Genomic DNA, 14,715 nt, shown 5'->3' with positions numbered 1-14,715 from the left:
TCGGCAATTATTACGTTTTTGTGACATAGATCATAAGAGCTTCCCGCGCAGGCCAGTAAAGTCGCGGGCATGATGAAGCATCTCGGGCTGCCGATCATCTTCGCCGCTCTTGTCTTCGCGCCGCCGATCGTCGCGACACTAATCTTCTCGACGCCAAGCCTGGCTGCCGAGCCCAGGGGCGCGGGCTCGAGCTTCGTGGCGCCCGTGATGGCGAAATGGATCGATGCCTACAAGGCGCAAAGCGGCACAAGCGTCAGCTACCTGCCGGTGGGTTCGGGCGTTGGCCTCGGTCTGATCAAAAGCGGAGCGGTCGACTTCGGCGCAAGCGATATGCCGCTTGATCCCAAGGAATTGGACAAGCTCGGCCTGGTGCAATTCCCGATCGTGATCGGGGGCGTCGTTCCCGTCGTCAATATCGCGGGCGTCAAGCCAGGCCAGATTCGCTTCACGGGGCGGGTGCTTGCAGACATCTATCTGGGCAAGCTCCGTTCCTGGAACGACCCGGCCATTCAAGCGATCAATCCTGATCTGAAGCTGCCGAATGCGCCGATCACGGTCGTTCATCGCGTCGATGAGTCCGGAACGACATTCAACTGGTCGAACTATCTGTCAAAGATCAGCTCGCAGTGGAAAGCGACCGTTGGCGAAGGCACCTCGGTCGAGTGGCCACTCGGGCTGGGCGGAAGGGGCAATGATGGCGTCGCCGGGCTTGTCAGCGTGATTCCCGGCTCGATCGGGTATCTCGAATACGCCTACGCGTTGCAACGGCTCGACAGGATTTCCTTTGGGCTCGTGCAGAACAGCGCCGGCAATTTCGTTCGGCCCAATGCCGCATCGTTTCAGGCCGCGGCCTCAAGCGCGGATTGGGAGACGGCCAGGGATTTCCATCTTGTTCTCACCGATGCTCCTGGTGAAGACGCCTATCCGATCACGGCCACGACATTCTTGCTGATGAAGAAGCAACCGAAATCGCCGGAGCGGATGGCAACCGTCATCGACTTCGTGCGCTGGTCATTGGAAAGCGGAAAGTCCCAGGCCGAAATGCTCAACTACGTTTCCTTGCCGGCAGCACTCATCCAGCAGATCGAGCTGTATTGGCAGCAAAACCTTGAAGCGCTCACAATTTCGGCATCAGCAGGCAAGCACTGACTTTTGAAGCGGGTTTGTCGCCCGCATCAGCCAACGGGTTGCGCGAACACGCGGCCTGCCGTGCCTTACCAGTTCCAGCCCTGCATCGGTTGCCAGCCCTGCTGCGCGGGTCGCGCCGGTTGATAGTACTGGCCGCCGCGCCGGCGCGTATTGGGAGGTTGAGGGGCCGGATCGCGTTGGAAGAAATTGAAGAAGCCATCGTTGCTCTGGACGTCGTCGCTGGCAACGCGGTCATCATCGACCGGCGGCGTCGGCTTGCGCGTGATGAAGCCGCCCTGGGGCTGGTTGCTCAGGACAGCGACGAACTCGGTGCGATAATTGGTCTCGCTGCTAAGCGGCTCGTCCGAGACGATGATCGAGGATCGCGGCACCGCGGTAGGCGCGATCCGATCGAGCACATCCTGCGGGATGGTGATGCGGTCGAGCGCATCCTTGGCGTCGTCGCCGTCGTCGATCGTAACAGCGGTCCAGCGCAGGCCGGAAGCGTTGCCTGCCACTGCGGTGAAGATGTGCGTGCCGATCGGCTTGTCAGGATCGCGGATCGTGACCGGAACCTCGATGCTCGAATCGAACACCTCGCCGCCATCCGGCCACGGCTTGTGGGTGTTGCGGCGCACGTAAAGCTTCTGCGTTGCGCGGCTGATGTAGACCGAGACCGGCTCCAGCGCGAGCTTCGCCTCGGCTGCCGCCTTGGCGGTGTCGGCCTTCTTTGTCACGGCCGCCTTGGCGGCGTCCTTGGCAGTTGCTGCGGCATCGAGCTTCGATTTAGCGTCCGCCGTGGCGGTGTCGAATTGGGTTCCGAGGTCCGCGGCCTTGGCGGCGGCCTTCTGCCTGGCGTCATCGGCGCGCGCCTTGGCCTCATCCGTCTTGGCGCCGGCGAGCACCTTGTCAGCGTAGGCGAGCTCGGCGTCGGCGCGGGTCTTGAGCGCCTTCAGCTTGCGTAGCGACGCCGCGAGCGATGCTGTCTCACGCGTCGTCGTTGCGGCTGCTTTCTTCGTCTCGTCGGCCGTCTTGGCGGCCTCCGCGGCCTCGGTGGCGAGCGCGTTCACCTTGGCCGGCGCAGCTGCGATAGCCTCCTTGTTCGGCACGAACAGCGCGGGGTGGGTAAACTCGACAGGGGCCGCGTCGTTCGGCGAGATGATCACCCGCATCCCGATCCACGTCTTCTCGAACAGGTTCTCGGCAAAGTTGTAGGGCATCCGGATGCAGCCATGCGAGGCCGCGTAGCCGGGCAGCGGTCCGCCGTGCAGGGCGACGCCGTTCCAGGTGATGCGCTGCATGTTCGGCATCCAGGCATCGTCATAGAGGGTGGAGTGGTGGTCCTTGTCTTTTTCGATGACGGCGAAGACCCCGGCCGGGGTTTCGCGTCCCTTGATCCCGGTCGACACCGGCGCGCGCAGGATCCAGCCGTCGGAGTCGTAGAAGGTGACCTGCTGGCTCTTGATCGACACGATCGCCATGATCGGCTCGCCGGCCTCGCGCGGCGCCGTCGCCTCGACGGGGGCCGCCGGGCGTGCCTGCCTCGCGGCGGCGGGGGCGCTTAGCGCCGTCAACGCGGCCATCGCCGCTAGCGCCACAACCGCGGGAGTTCCCCGACGCCGTATCACCCCGTTGGATCGCGCCGTCGTCAATCGAATTGCCATGCCATGCCTCGGTTGAAATGCCCGTCCGCGCCTGCGTCGATCAAGTATCAGATTGCGGCCATCGGATTAACGATCCGCCACCACCTCCGCCCTCGACGCGGCCAATTCGTTCCTTGGGGAACCAGCGGCACGTTCCGGCGGCGATTCCCTCAATATACGACAGCCCGCGCCGGAGGAAGGGTGGCTGGCGGCTGAAATTGACGCCAAACTTCGGCCGCCCACGAGGCCGCCCGCGGGAGCATCCCGCCAGGCGTTTTTGAGAGCTGCCCGAAACCGGAGCAGCGCCCAGGTTGGTCGTGTGCCAGGAACTATTTCGCGAACGCGGGAAACACCGGCAATTTGTCGATGTCGCGCGCATCGTGCTGGATGATGACCGTCGCCTTCAGATTTGCCGCCATTTTCTTCAGGCGCTCGATCGAAGCCACCGTCTGGGCGCGATCATAGTTGAACGTGGGCACGCCGTCGGAATCCCAGTTCTCGTGGAAGTGGACGGCATCGCCGGTGATGATGACAGGGCCCATCTGGGCCAGCTTGACCAGCAGGCTGGAATGGCCCGGGGTGTGTCCCGGCGTGCGCAGCATGATCACGCTTCCGTCACCGAAGACGTCCTTGTCGGTCGGGACCGGCTCGACCTTGCTCTCGCCCTTGAGCCAGCTTTCAAACGGCTTGAAGTTCGCGCCTTCGGGCGGCTTGGGGCTGGAGATCGCCTCCCATTCCTTGGCGCCGATCAGCAGGGTTGCCTTCGGAAACGAGGCGACCTGGCCGGTGTGATCGGCGTGATAGTGGCTGATGCCGACGTATTTGATCTGATCGGGCTTGACGTCGATCTTGGCGAGGTTATCGACCAGGCTCACCTTGGGCGCGACATTCGGCGCCGTCATCGCGTGGCCGGTGTCCCACAGCATGTAGTCGTCGCCATGCTTGATGAGGTAGCAACTGAAGACGAACTGAAGCTTGAGATCTCCATAGGCAAAGGTATCCGAGAAGCGCTGATTGACTGACGTCGGTGCCTGTGGCGTGCCGCAATCGATGCGGGCCAGCGACACATCCGGGGCTGCCTGCGCTGGTGCCGCCATGCCGGCGAACAGACTGGCGCCGGTTGCGAGGATCATCATTGCTCGTTTCATTTTTCTTTTCCCTGAATTGCAATGCGGCCGCTTTCCCTGTGTGGCGTTCAACATGTTCGGCGCGCCTTACGGGCCGCGAAAGGTTACACGAGCAGGAAACACGGATGTGAAGGGGGAGCGAATGTCCGTGGGTCGGACACCTCGCAACAATAGCATCAAGATTGAGTAACACCGTTCAACATCGCGTATTCCCGGAACGACGACTGCAAGGGCGTGGTGCGATATCAGTGGTGAGCGCGGAATTGATGGCGCATACTCGCGGTCGGTCGGAGGAATCGCGATGCGCCTGCGGGTCTTTGGGCGAACCGGAATGCAGCTCTCGGTGCTGGGTTTCGGCTGCGGGGCGGTAGGCGGCTTTATGGTGCGCGGCGATCCGGCCGAGCAGGAGCGTACTATCGCGCGGGCGATTGACGCTGGCGTCAACTACTTCGACACCGCGGTGCAGTACGGCAATGGCGAGTCTGAAACAAACCTTGGCCGCGTCCTGCAAAAGCTGAAGCCGGCCAATGTGGTCGTCGGCACCAAGGTCCGTCTGCCGCCGGGTGAATTTGGCAATGTCGCGAATGCTGTCAGGAGTTCGCTCGAAGGCAGCCTGGCGCGTTTGGGGCTCGACCAGGTCGACATCTTTCATCTCCACAATCCGATCACCGAAAGCGGCGGCGGATCGGCGCTGAGCGTCCGGCAGGTGCTGGACGATGTTGTCCCGGCGTTCGAGCGGCTGCGCCAGCAGGGCAAGATTCGCTTCCTCGGCATGACAGCGGTCGGCGACACGCCGGCACTGCAGCAGGTGATCAACACTCGCGTCTTTGACAGCGCGCAAATCGTCTACAACATGCTCAATCCGTCCGCCGCGGTGGACTTGCCGCATAACTATCCGGCGCAGGATTATGGGCGATTGTTTGATCACACTGAGGATGCCGGCGTTGGCGTCGTGGGCATCCGCGTGCTGGCCGGCGGCGCGTTGTCGGGCTCGGCCGACCGTCACCCGATTGCGGGCCCGGCGCCGGAGCCGATCGGCTCAGCCATGAGCTACGATGCTGATATCGACCGTGCCCGCCGTCTGATGCCGTTGGTCGAAGAGGGGTTCACGAGCAGCCTCACCGAAGCCGCGACGCGGTTCGCGCTGTCTCATCCGGCGATGGGCACGATCCTCGTCGGCATGGCGACGCCGCAGCAGTTCGAGGACGCGCTCGCCGCGGTCGAGAGGGGCCCGCTGCCGCAAGCGGCGCTCGACCGGCTGGCAGAATTGACGCGGGCATTTTCCGGCGAGCCACGGTGATGGCGCAAGCTTGAAGTTGATGGGTATCGCTGCGCTCCACCCATCCTATGCGCCACGGGCAACTATTTCAGTTGCGTATTTGCGATCGGCATGATGGCGGCGACATGCCAGCCAGTTGCATTGTGAACGAACGTCTGGCTGATCAGAAACTTGTTGTCTTGCGATGGCTGGCCCGGAAGGCCTCGCGTAAAGACGATGGGGACAAGAATCTGCATGACGTCGTTTGAGATCACGGTGGCGCGAAATTGCGACATGTCGGGCTCGAGGTGCCAGGTGCCCTCATAGTATTCCTTGAAGCGATCGGCGACGGCATCGGGCCCTCTGGTCTCGACGCCACGCCCGTACCAAAGCATGTCATGCGAATTCCACAGCATGGCCTTCACGTCGCTGACGTTGTGGGCATTTTGCGCAGCGACGAATTTGGCAAAGAACGCGCGGGCCTCGGCTTCATCAGCAGCGGCGGATGCACGTCCGCCCGGCGCCATCGCCAACACGACAAGGAGGAACGCGGCGCCGATCGTCAGGACGGTGGGAACCTTGCGAGACATCACACGAACCCTTATTCATGATGTACATCATGAATACATTCATGATAGACGTCATGTATAAAGTCAAGCGGACCGGAGACGTACACATGAAAGTGAGCAGGGAGCAGGTCGAAGAGCATCGTGCTCGGATCCTGGCCGCCGGCGCGAGCCTGTTTCGGCAGCGAGGCTTCGACGATGTCACCGTGGCCGATGTCATGAAGGACGCGGGCCTGACGCACGGCGCGTTTTACGGGTACTTTCCCTCCAAGGAGGCGCTCGTCGCAGAGGCGGTCGGGCAGGCGCTGCCACCGGCCCCGGATAAAGCCAGGCCGCGCCGCCCGGCGGCGGACTTTGCCGACGGCTATCTCAGCGTCAAGCACCGCGACAACCGCGCCACCGCTTGCCTGTTTTCAAGTCTGGGAACCGAAGCCGCGCGGGGCTCGGCCGATCTCCGGCAAAGAATGACAGCGGGCGTCCGCAGCCGGATCGATCATCTCAGTGCCGAGGCGGAGGGCGACACCGCAAAGCAGAAACGCCGCGCAGCGATAGCCGCCTGGTCGGCCATGGTCGGCGCGATAGTGCTGGCCCGTTTGGTCGACGATGAGAAACTGTCGAAGGAAATCCTGAGCGAGACGCGGGCCAGTCTTCCTTTCGCGTAGGGAAAAGCCAAGGTCTCTCGCCTCGCAAAATCAAATGTTTAGCGAACGCCCTTCTATTTTGGGCGCTCGGATCGTATCTTTTGGTGATGACAAAGCTGCTCGAAAAAGCTCTTGAAGCGGTGCGCCGCTTGCCAACTCACGGTCAGGACCAGATCGTACTTGCCATGCGGACCCTGAGCGGTGACGAGGGAGAGCCTGAGGAAATTGATGCTGTGCATCTTCCTACCGTGCAGGAAGGGCTCTCGCAGGCCAAGCGCCGCCAATTCGCAACCGACGCAGAGATCGAAGCCGCGTTCCGTCGCTTCGAGCAATGAAGCTTCGGTTCACGCGCCGTGCGGTGCGGGACCTTGCCAAGATCGTGATGAGATTAGGTTTAAGCAGAGCAGCATCGGAAGTTCACCTCTCCCTTGGGAGAGGTCGGCGCGTTGCGCCGGGTGAGGGGTTACGGTCTCTCGTTGGAGCAGCAGCCCCTCACCCGATTTGCTGCGCAAATCGACCTCTCCCCGTCGGGGAGAGGTGAACCAAATCCGCGTCGAACCGATTGCCCACTCCGCGAGTTCGGTTGCCGGCTACAGCGTCACCACGATCTTGCCGAGGTGCTTGTTGGCTTCCATGTGCGCGAATGCCGCGCCGATGTCGTCGAATTTGTAGACCTGGTCGATCGGCAGTTGCAGCTTGCGCGCTTCCACCGCCGGCCAGATGTCCTTGCGGACCTCGTCGAAGATCTCGCGGATTTCCTCGATCGAGCGGGTGCGGAAGGTGACGCCGATGTACTGGATGCGGCGCGCCGCGTGCAGGTCGAAATTGAAGTCGGCATGGGTGCCGCCGAGCCGACCGACATTGACGATGCGGCCCTTGATTTTCGTCGCCGCCAGATTCTGGTTCGCGACCTTGCCGGAGACCTGGTCGACGACCAAATCGACGCCCTTGCCGTCGGTCGCCTTCAGCACCTGATCGACCCAGCCGGGATCGGAGGAGTCGACCGCGAGGTCGGCGCCGAATTCCGTCAGCCGTCCGCGGCGCATCGCATCTGTCGACGACCCCACGACCAGCTTTGCGCCCTTCAGCTTTGCAATCTGCATTGCCATCAATCCGACGCCGGAGCTGGCGCCCTGGACCAGCACGGTTTGCCCCGCCTGAAGTGCGCCGTTGGTGACGACGGCGTTGTGCATGGTGGCGAGCGCGACGGGCAGCGTCGCGGCCTCGTCGAAGTTCATGTTCGAGGGCGCCCGGAACAGCCGGCCGTGATCGGCCAGCGTGTATTCGGCAAATGCCGCGCCGCCGGAGCCCATGATCTTGTCGCCGACCTTGACGCCCTTGGCGTCGGGCCCGAGCTCGGCAACCTCGCCGGCCCATTCCATGCCGAGCACAGTGCCGACGCCGCCGGCCGCGCCATGGACATGACCCTTGGTCATGCCGAGATCGGCGCGGTTCAGGCCGCAGGCATGGACCTTCACCAGCACCTGCGCGCCCTTCGGCTGCGGCTTTGCGACGTCGGCGATTTCAGGACCGTTGGCTCCGTACACATAGGCTTTCATCGGTTGTTCCTTACTCTCATTGGGCGTGCTTGGTGCAGGCGTTTGTTGATGGCTTCGACGCGATGTCTCCCGTCAGAAGATTGTTCGGCTTCAGCGAGCCGGCTGCCCTGAATATACCACTGCCTATTCGGCAGCCTGGCGCTTGCCGCCGGATGTCATGCCTTCCAGCCGCTCCCGGATGATTGCCTCCGCCTCACGCATGATGCGCGAGATCAGTTCGCCGCAGGACGGAATGTCGTGGATCAGGCCCTGCACCTGGCCGGCCGACCAGATGCCTTCGTCGGCATCGCCTGTGGCGTAGACCATCTTGCCGCGGGCCCCGGCGACGAGTTCGCGGACATCCTCGAACTTGGCGCCTTCCTTCTCCATCTGGACGACCTTGGTCGAGATCGTATTTTTGGCGACGCGCGAGGTGTTGCGCATGGTGCGAAAAATCAATTCGGTCTCGCGCTCGTCATTGGCGACGATGCGCTCTTTCACGAGCTGGTGGATCGGGCTTTCCTTGGTGCACATGAAGCGCGTGCCCATGTTGATGCCGTCGGCGCCGAGCGCCAGCGCTGCGACCAGGCCGCGGGCATCGCCGAAGCCGCCCGAGGCGATCATCGGGATCTTCACCTTGTCGGCGGCTGCCGGGATCAGGATCAGGCCGGGGGTGTCGTCTTCGCCGGGGTGACCGGCGCATTCAAAGCCGTCGATCGAGATCGCGTCGACGCCCATCCGCTCGGCCGACAGCGCATGGCGGACGCTGGTGCATTTGTGCACGATCTTGACACCGTTCTTCTTGAACTCGTCGACATGCTCCTGCGGCTTGTTGCCGGCGGTCTCGACGATCTTGATGCCGCTCTCGATGATCGCCTGGCGATATTCGGCGTAAGGCGGCGGCTTGATCGCAGGCAGGATGGTGAGATTCACGCCGAACGGCTTGTCGGTCAGCTCGCGGCAGCGCGCGATCTCCTTGCGCAGATCATCCGGCGTCGGCTGGGTCAGCGCCGTGATCATGCCGAGCGCGCCGGCATTGGCGACGGCCGCAACCAGCTCGGCGCGTCCGACCCATTGCATGCCGCCTTGTACGATCGGATGGTCGACGCCGAACATCTCGGTGAAGCGTGTCTTGATCATTCTGCCCTCGGTTCCCGCTCGAATTTTCCGTGACGCGGGACGGGCCGCGCACGGTTGTTGTTCGAGGCAAGGATGCCGCTCGGCCCGGCAAAAGTCTATCCTGCAGGGGCGGCGCGCCCATGCGGAAATCGAGGGGGCAATCGGAATCGAGAGTCTACGTCACGGCCAGTGGAACGCCTTCCGGCGCGCCTGAAACGTCCATTGCGATGCTCCGATTCAGTTTCTGATTGACGATCTGCACGGTCCGGTCGATTTCGGCATTGGGTACGCCGAGCTGATGCGAAATCAGCTTCACCAGCAGGTCGACGCGCTCGATGGTAGGCGCGCCACCGGCGACCGCCCGGGCCGCCGACGACGGCTTGAGAAGGCTCTCCGCCGCTTTGGCGTATTTCTCGAAAGGTACCTGATCGGCGGGATCGGCGCCCAGACGCTGGGCGATGGCATCGACATGGCCATAGATCGACTGCGAGAGATTGAGATCGCCGTGCACCGCGTCGCGGATCGATTGCGGCTCTCGCGGCGTGATGCAGCGGTAATTTCCCGTCAGCAGCATCGACCATTTGGCCAGAGGGACGAACATCGAATCGAACACCTTGAGCTTCACCGGAACATCCTGGCCATCCACCTTCACCGCATCGATGCCGGCTTCGAGCTCCTGAAGCAGCAGGTTGTGTTTCGCGTCCGCAAATGGCGCGGCCTTGAAGTTTGTCGGCAGCCCGACATGAAGAACGTTCGCCGCCTCTTCCGGCGGACGGAAGGCCTGCGGATCAGGGGAGCAGAGCGACACCAGTCCCGGCTCGAACCGCTCCCATACCGCAGCATTGGTGTAGGCCTGCTCCAGGTCCATCGTCGCCAGCGCCGGGATTCGTTTGAGATAGGGCAAAGGCGGCATGTTCATGATCGAAAGACAAGGCAGCTTTGCCTCGGCGATTTTGATCATCAGAGCCTGGATCGCATGGTCGGCGTATTGCGGTTCCTGCATCGCAAGGCCAACCAGATCGTAGCGGGAAATATCGACGTCGGCGGGCTCGACGGCGTCCAGCATCCCGGGCAGGCCGTACGAGAAGATCGGCCGATGGGTCGCCTCGTCGCGCAGCTTGATACGAACTTGAGTGCCGTCGCGATTGATCAGTTCTGCGGTCTGCCGCCGGCAAACCAGGGTGGCGTTGTGACCCGCCATCAAGAGCTTCGTCGCCAGCAATGAGCCGTACGAAGCTCCCAGGATCAGAATATTACGCGCCATGCGCCCTCCCACAGGTGATGTTTCCGGCGCGCACGACTCCGCACACTCGCGAGCGCCTGCTTCGCGACAGGAGTTAAGCCGAATATTGCTGCGTGACGCCGTCTTCCCTGGGAGTGCAATTCCAGAGCTGTCGGTGGTGTCAGAAGCGGCCGGTCAGGCAGCGAATACCCTGGTGGTGCCGGTGGCTTCCTCGTCGAACGCCGTCGAGATCTCGCGCATGCTGACGACGCCGATCAGGCTGTAATTGTCGATCACGGGGACGTGGCGGATGTGGTGCTTGTTCATGAGATGACGGACCTGCTCGAGCGTATCCATCGGGCTGCACGACACCAGCTGCTGCACGGCGACGAATTGCGAGACCCGCATGTTGGCGCCGGCCGCGCCGTGCTGGGCGATCGCGCGCACCACGTCGCGTTCGGTGAACATGCCGACCGGGGTGTTGCCCTCAGTGCGGACAACATCCTTGACCACGAGCGCGCTGATATTGCTGGCGCGCATTAGTTGGGCTGCGATCGCCACGGTCTCGTTCATGCGAACCGTTGCGACGCGGGCGTTTTTCTTGCGCAGGATATCTCCGACTTGCATGGCGACCTCCTTGGGGTTATCGATCGCGCAAGTGTGGTATACATAATACCAATTGTCAACACGACGTGGAGCGAAATTCGCGACAAAGAATCGCTTATAATAGGCAGGTTTACTGACATTTCAGCCTTGCACAGAGACAAGGCAAACCACCGAAGGTGTTATCCAAAACCTCTATTGTATCTGGTATGCCTGAGCTAAGCGAAAAAGAAGAGGCGCACCGAAGTGCGCCTCTTAGGTGCAGCGTGAAGGATTGCGGTCAAGCCGTCTTGGCGTTTGTCTTGGTATTCGTCTCGGCACTGGTCTTGGCGTTCGGCTTGGCGCCCGCCGCAGTCGCGGCTTCGGCGGCGGCCTCATTGCCGAGGATGAAGGCGCGCCGCAGCGGCTTGATCACGAACAGCGCCATCAGCGCCGCCGTGGCATTGAGCGCGACCGCGATCACGAACACCGCCTGCCAGCCATAGCTGGCCGCAACGATGCTGGCGGCCGGCACCAGCAGCGAGGCCGTGCCCTTCGCGGTGTAGAGCATGCCGTTGTTGGTGGTCGCGAACTTCGACCCGAAGGTGTCGCCGCAGGTCGCGGGGAACAGCGAGTAGATCTCGCCGAAGACGCCGAAATAGACGGCGGTCGACAGCACGAACACCAGCGGAATATGGCCCCAGGTCGAGAGCGTCAGCAGCATCAGCGCCCCGGTGCCGAACGCGATGAACATGGTGTGCTCACGGCCGATCTGGTCGGAGACCCAGCCGAAGAACGGCCGCCCGAAGCCGTCGAAGATGCGGTCGAGCGAGATCGCAAACGTCAGCGCGGCCATCTGGAAGCCGGCGAGCGAGACCGGCGTGCTGGCGATCTTGTAATCATGCGCGATCGGAGCGATCTGCGCGGCCGCCATCAGGCCGCCGGCGGCGACCATCACGAACACCAGGTACATGACCCAGAAGATCGGGCTGCGCAGCACCTGGGGCGGCGTGAAGTCGATCTTGGTCTGCGGCAGATTGAGCTGTTTCTTCTTCGGCGGCATCAAGACGTCGGGCTTCTGGATGAAGAAGGCGAGCACGAACACGATCAGGCCCTGCGCGATGCCGAAATTGAAGAACGCGGCCTGATAGCCGCTGCTGACGATCATGCTGGCGATCGGCACCACGGTCAGCGCGGCGCCGGCGCCGAAGCCGGCTGCAGTGGCGCCGGCGGCTAGGCCGCGGCGATCGGGAAACCATTTCAGCGCATTGCCGACGCAGGTGCCGTAGACGGCGCCCGCACCCATGCCACCGACCACGGCAGCGAGGTAGAGCACGGTGAGGGAGTCGGCGTAGGAGTTCAGCACCCAGGCCAACGCAATCATGATGCCGCCGAACATGATGACGAGGCGCGGACCGTATTTGTCGACGAACCAGGCTTCAACCGGCACCAGCCAGGTCTCGGTCACCACGAAGATCGTGAAAGCAAGCTGGATCGCCGGGCGGCCCCAGTGATGCGCGCCGTCGATCGGGTCGACGAACAGCGTCCAGCCATATTGCAGGTTCGCGATCATCGCCATGCAGACGATGCCCATCGCGAGTTGGAGCCAGCGGAAGCCACTCGACGAAGGTTGTGCTTGTGTGACGGCAGTATTGCTGGAAACCATCAAGTCCTCCCGAACGCGTTCTGCTCTTGTGACCGAGTGACGCAATTGTTGCGACTTAACGTCACAACTGTTGTAGGGATGCTGGTATACTTTATTCCAGAAAGCAAGGCCCAACTTTCGGTTGCGTTGCAGCATAGTTGGCGTGCGCACGCGGTTTCCCACGATGCGGGAAAACAAAAGCGCCCGGCATTGAGCCGGGCGCTTCGTCGTCAGGACGGGTTGGCGATTGCTACGCCATCGATTTTGCCACCACGACCTTGCGCCATGGCTTGAGCACCATGATCGCGAGCAGGGACGCCACGATGTTGGCGCCGGCAGCGATGATGAACACGTTGTCCCAATGGCCCGACGACTGCTGCATGTAGTTTGCGATCGGCACCAAGAGCGCCGCGGTGCCCTTCGCGGTGTAGAGCAGGCCCGCGTTCGTCGTCGCAAACTTCGCGCCGAACGTGTCGGTGCAGGTCGAGGGGAACAGCGAGTAGATCTCGCCCCAGGCAAAGAACACGAAGCCGGACAGGATCACGAACCACACCGGATCGTGGCCGAGCATGTAGAGCGCCCAGATGCCGAGACCTTCCATGCCGAAGGCGATGAACATCGTGTTCTCGCGGCCGATCACGTCGGAGATCCAGCCGAAGAACGGACGTGTCAGGCCGTTGAGGATGCGGTCGATCGTTGCCGCAAACGTCACCGCCGTCATGGTCATGCCGACCAGCGTGACCGGAATGCTGTCGACCTTCCAGTCGACCGCGATCGGTTTCAGGTTCGCCGTCACCATCAGCCCGCCGGCGCCGACGATCACGAACATCAAGTACATGAGCCAGAAAATAGGCTGCCGCAGCACTTCGCCCGGTTGATAGTTGCGCCGGGTCTGGACCAGATTGGCGTTCTGCGCCACCTGCGGCACCTGTCCCGCCTTCGGCGCGAGCAGGAAGAAGGCGAGCAGCACGATGACGATGCCCTGGCCCAGACCGAACGTGAGGAAGGTGGTCTGGAAGCCGGAGTCCTTGATCAACGCCTGGATCGGCGCGACCGTCAGCGCCGAGCCTGCGCCGAAACCTGCGGCGGTGATCCCGGCGGCGAGGCCGCGCTTGTCGGGAAACCATTTCAGCGCATTGCCGACGCAGGTGCCGTAGACGCCGCCGGCGCCGATGCCCGCGACGATCATGCCGAGATAGTAGCCGTTCAGCGTGGTCGCCTGCGCGTTGATCGCCCAGCCGACGGCGCAGAGGATGCCGCCGATCAGCACGACGAGGCGCGGGCCGTATTTGTCGACAAACCAGCCTTCGACCGGCACCAGCCAGGTCTCGAACAGCACGAACAGGGTGAAGGCCCACTGGATCGACGCGCGATCCCATCCGAATGTTTTCTGAATGTCGGGGACGAAGAACGTCCACCCGTATTGATAGTTTGCGATCATCACCATGGCGGCTACGCCGATCGCAAGCTGCGTCCAGCGATAGGTGTCGCTGACACAGGTGGCAGTAGAGGCTGTAGTAGCCTGAACCATATCCGACATTGCTCCTCCCAACGCGCGCTTATCGTCATTCTGGTTGTGGCGCGCAGCGGGTACGTTGGTATCCGATATGCCAACATTCAACGCGGCGCGGGGCCGCGTGCGATTATGCCGCAGAGCTTGGACGGCCGCGTTGCAAGCCTAGTTCAACGCGAAAAAAATGGCCCCGGAAAACCGGAGCCATTGGTCGAAGGTTCAATTTCAGATTGTGTTTCGCAACGAAAGCCGCGTCGCCGCGCGCACAACACATAAGCGATGACCCGGAAAACGGTGTCGCGCGTTGGCGCGGAGATCATGCCCGAGCAGGGAAACAAAAGCGCGACGACGACCGATCCCGGTCGCGTCGCGCGCAAACGGTTTCAGAGGCCGACGCGCGGCAGGTCGCCGTTGCGGTTGGAGATCTCCGCGCTCTTCATCAGCAGGCGGTCGATCGCGGCGAGCAGCCGGCCGAACAGGGTGGTGGCGGACGGTGCGATCGCGAGTGCAGTGGTCTTGGACATGTGTGTCCCCTTTTCCTGGAGGCCGGCAACGGGTCGGCTGATCGTCTAGGGGTAGATTATGTATACCAGATGCCACGGACAATGGATTTGTTTGCATGGCAGCATAAACCATGACGCAATGCAACAAAACGGGCCGATTGGCGTCCCGGATGGCTAGGTTCGGACCATCGTAGGACGCAAATCCACCGAAGGTCATATCGCCCTTGTAT

Annotated in this window: 14 protein-coding genes; 4 read left to right on the top strand and 10 right to left on the bottom strand. The window is 62.4% G+C overall.

Going from position 1 to position 14,715, the window contains the following annotated elements; all coding sequences use genetic code 11:
- Positions 1-69 precede the first annotated feature (69 nt).
- On the top strand, positions 70-1,149 hold the full coding sequence (pstS, locus tag ACP2YO_RS30495; RefSeq protein ID WP_426434841.1) for a phosphate ABC transporter substrate-binding protein PstS: 1,080 nt from the start codon (positions 70-72) through the stop codon (positions 1,147-1,149).
- 65 nt (positions 1,150-1,214) lie between these two features.
- On the opposite strand, the gene ACP2YO_RS30490 is transcribed toward pstS, so the two are convergent.
- Positions 1,215-2,792, bottom strand: a complete 1,578-nt coding sequence (locus tag ACP2YO_RS30490; protein WP_426434840.1) for a L,D-transpeptidase — start codon at positions 2,790-2,792, stop codon at positions 1,215-1,217.
- A gap of 308 nt (positions 2,793-3,100) precedes the next feature.
- Positions 3,101-3,919 carry an N-acyl homoserine lactonase family protein gene (locus ACP2YO_RS30485; protein ID WP_426434839.1) on the bottom strand — a complete coding sequence of 273 codons (819 nt, stop codon included), beginning with the start codon at positions 3,917-3,919 and terminating at the stop codon, positions 3,101-3,103.
- Positions 3,920-4,199: 280 nt separating this feature from the next.
- Between ACP2YO_RS30485 and ACP2YO_RS30480 the strand changes: the two genes are divergently transcribed.
- On the top strand, positions 4,200-5,198 hold the full coding sequence (locus ACP2YO_RS30480) for an aldo/keto reductase (protein ID WP_426434838.1): 999 nt from the start codon (positions 4,200-4,202) through the stop codon (positions 5,196-5,198).
- Between the two features lie 62 nt (positions 5,199-5,260).
- Here ACP2YO_RS30480 and ACP2YO_RS30475 read toward each other — a convergent pair whose 3' ends face one another.
- Complete coding sequence (locus tag ACP2YO_RS30475; protein WP_426434837.1) at positions 5,261-5,746, bottom strand: DUF4440 domain-containing protein; 486 nt, start codon at positions 5,744-5,746, stop codon at positions 5,261-5,263.
- Positions 5,747-5,763: 17 nt separating this feature from the next.
- Here ACP2YO_RS30475 and ACP2YO_RS30470 point away from each other — a divergent pair, with 17 nt between their 5' ends.
- Both ACP2YO_RS30470 and ACP2YO_RS30465 read left to right on the top strand, forming a co-directional pair.
- Positions 5,764-6,384, top strand: coding sequence for a TetR/AcrR family transcriptional regulator (locus ACP2YO_RS30470; RefSeq protein WP_426434836.1), 621 nt, complete (start codon positions 5,764-5,766; stop codon positions 6,382-6,384).
- A gap of 86 nt (positions 6,385-6,470) precedes the next feature.
- Positions 6,471-6,698, top strand: a complete 228-nt coding sequence (locus ACP2YO_RS30465) for a hypothetical protein (protein WP_426434835.1) — start codon at positions 6,471-6,473, stop codon at positions 6,696-6,698.
- Between the two features lie 255 nt (positions 6,699-6,953).
- On the opposite strand, the gene ACP2YO_RS30460 is transcribed toward ACP2YO_RS30465, so the two are convergent.
- From ACP2YO_RS30460 to ACP2YO_RS30430, 7 genes are all read right to left on the bottom strand, one after another.
- Positions 6,954-7,922: a zinc-binding dehydrogenase gene (locus tag ACP2YO_RS30460; protein ID WP_426434834.1), complete on the bottom strand. Its 969-nt coding sequence runs from the start codon at positions 7,920-7,922 to the stop codon at positions 6,954-6,956.
- A 123-nt stretch (positions 7,923-8,045) separates the two neighbouring features.
- Positions 8,046-9,041, bottom strand: coding sequence for an NAD(P)H-dependent flavin oxidoreductase (locus ACP2YO_RS30455; protein WP_426434833.1), 996 nt, complete (start codon positions 9,039-9,041; stop codon positions 8,046-8,048).
- A 154-nt stretch (positions 9,042-9,195) separates the two neighbouring features.
- Complete coding sequence (locus ACP2YO_RS30450; RefSeq protein WP_426434832.1) at positions 9,196-10,284, bottom strand: ketopantoate reductase family protein; 1,089 nt, start codon at positions 10,282-10,284, stop codon at positions 9,196-9,198.
- Positions 10,285-10,437: 153 nt separating this feature from the next.
- Positions 10,438-10,869 (bottom strand): CBS domain-containing protein, encoded by a 432-nt coding sequence (locus ACP2YO_RS30445; protein WP_426434831.1) that lies wholly within the window; start codon positions 10,867-10,869, stop codon positions 10,438-10,440.
- A 256-nt stretch (positions 10,870-11,125) separates the two neighbouring features.
- Positions 11,126-12,490 carry an oxalate/formate MFS antiporter gene (gene oxlT / locus ACP2YO_RS30440; protein WP_426434830.1) on the bottom strand — a complete coding sequence of 455 codons (1,365 nt, stop codon included), beginning with the start codon at positions 12,488-12,490 and terminating at the stop codon, positions 11,126-11,128.
- Between the two features lie 229 nt (positions 12,491-12,719).
- Positions 12,720-14,009: an oxalate/formate MFS antiporter gene (oxlT, locus tag ACP2YO_RS30435; protein ID WP_426434829.1), complete on the bottom strand. Its 1,290-nt coding sequence runs from the start codon at positions 14,007-14,009 to the stop codon at positions 12,720-12,722.
- A gap of 356 nt (positions 14,010-14,365) precedes the next feature.
- The gene (locus ACP2YO_RS30430; protein ID WP_426434828.1) at positions 14,366-14,506 is read right to left on the bottom strand and encodes a hypothetical protein; all 141 of its coding nucleotides are present in this window, start codon (positions 14,504-14,506) and stop codon (positions 14,366-14,368) included.
- Between the last annotated feature and the right edge of the window lie 209 nt (positions 14,507-14,715).

The sequence above is a fragment of the Bradyrhizobium genosp. P genome (assembly GCF_049949265.1).
Classification (GTDB): domain Bacteria; phylum Pseudomonadota; class Alphaproteobacteria; order Rhizobiales; family Xanthobacteraceae; genus Bradyrhizobium.
The sequence above is the reverse complement of the archived record's forward strand: the minus strand, read 5'-3'. Positions and strand labels throughout refer to the sequence as shown.

What these genes read in the sequence shown, in the direction of transcription:
- pstS (WP_426434841.1), top strand. Translation starts at nt 70, where the DNA reads ATGATGAAGCATCTCGGGCTGCCGATCATCTTCGCCGCTCTTGTCTTC.
- ACP2YO_RS30490 (WP_426434840.1), bottom strand. Translation starts at nt 2,792, where the DNA reads ATGGCAATTCGATTGACGACGGCGCGATCCAACGGGGTGATACGGCGT.
- ACP2YO_RS30485 (WP_426434839.1), bottom strand. Translation starts at nt 3,919, where the DNA reads ATGAAACGAGCAATGATGATCCTCGCAACCGGCGCCAGTCTGTTCGCC.
- ACP2YO_RS30480 (WP_426434838.1), top strand. Translation starts at nt 4,200, where the DNA reads ATGCGCCTGCGGGTCTTTGGGCGAACCGGAATGCAGCTCTCGGTGCTG.
- ACP2YO_RS30475 (WP_426434837.1), bottom strand. Translation starts at nt 5,746, where the DNA reads ATGTCTCGCAAGGTTCCCACCGTCCTGACGATCGGCGCCGCGTTCCTC.
- ACP2YO_RS30470 (WP_426434836.1), top strand. Translation starts at nt 5,764, where the DNA reads ATGATGTACATCATGAATACATTCATGATAGACGTCATGTATAAAGTC.
- ACP2YO_RS30465 (WP_426434835.1), top strand. Translation starts at nt 6,471, where the DNA reads ATGACAAAGCTGCTCGAAAAAGCTCTTGAAGCGGTGCGCCGCTTGCCA.
- ACP2YO_RS30460 (WP_426434834.1), bottom strand. Translation starts at nt 7,922, where the DNA reads ATGAAAGCCTATGTGTACGGAGCCAACGGTCCTGAAATCGCCGACGTC.
- ACP2YO_RS30455 (WP_426434833.1), bottom strand. Translation starts at nt 9,041, where the DNA reads ATGATCAAGACACGCTTCACCGAGATGTTCGGCGTCGACCATCCGATC.
- ACP2YO_RS30450 (WP_426434832.1), bottom strand. Translation starts at nt 10,284, where the DNA reads ATGGCGCGTAATATTCTGATCCTGGGAGCTTCGTACGGCTCATTGCTG.
- ACP2YO_RS30445 (WP_426434831.1), bottom strand. Translation starts at nt 10,869, where the DNA reads ATGCAAGTCGGAGATATCCTGCGCAAGAAAAACGCCCGCGTCGCAACG.
- oxlT (WP_426434830.1), bottom strand. Translation starts at nt 12,490, where the DNA reads ATGGTTTCCAGCAATACTGCCGTCACACAAGCACAACCTTCGTCGAGT.
- oxlT (WP_426434829.1), bottom strand. Translation starts at nt 14,009, where the DNA reads ATGTCGGATATGGTTCAGGCTACTACAGCCTCTACTGCCACCTGTGTC.
- ACP2YO_RS30430 (WP_426434828.1), bottom strand. Translation starts at nt 14,506, where the DNA reads ATGTCCAAGACCACTGCACTCGCGATCGCACCGTCCGCCACCACCCTG.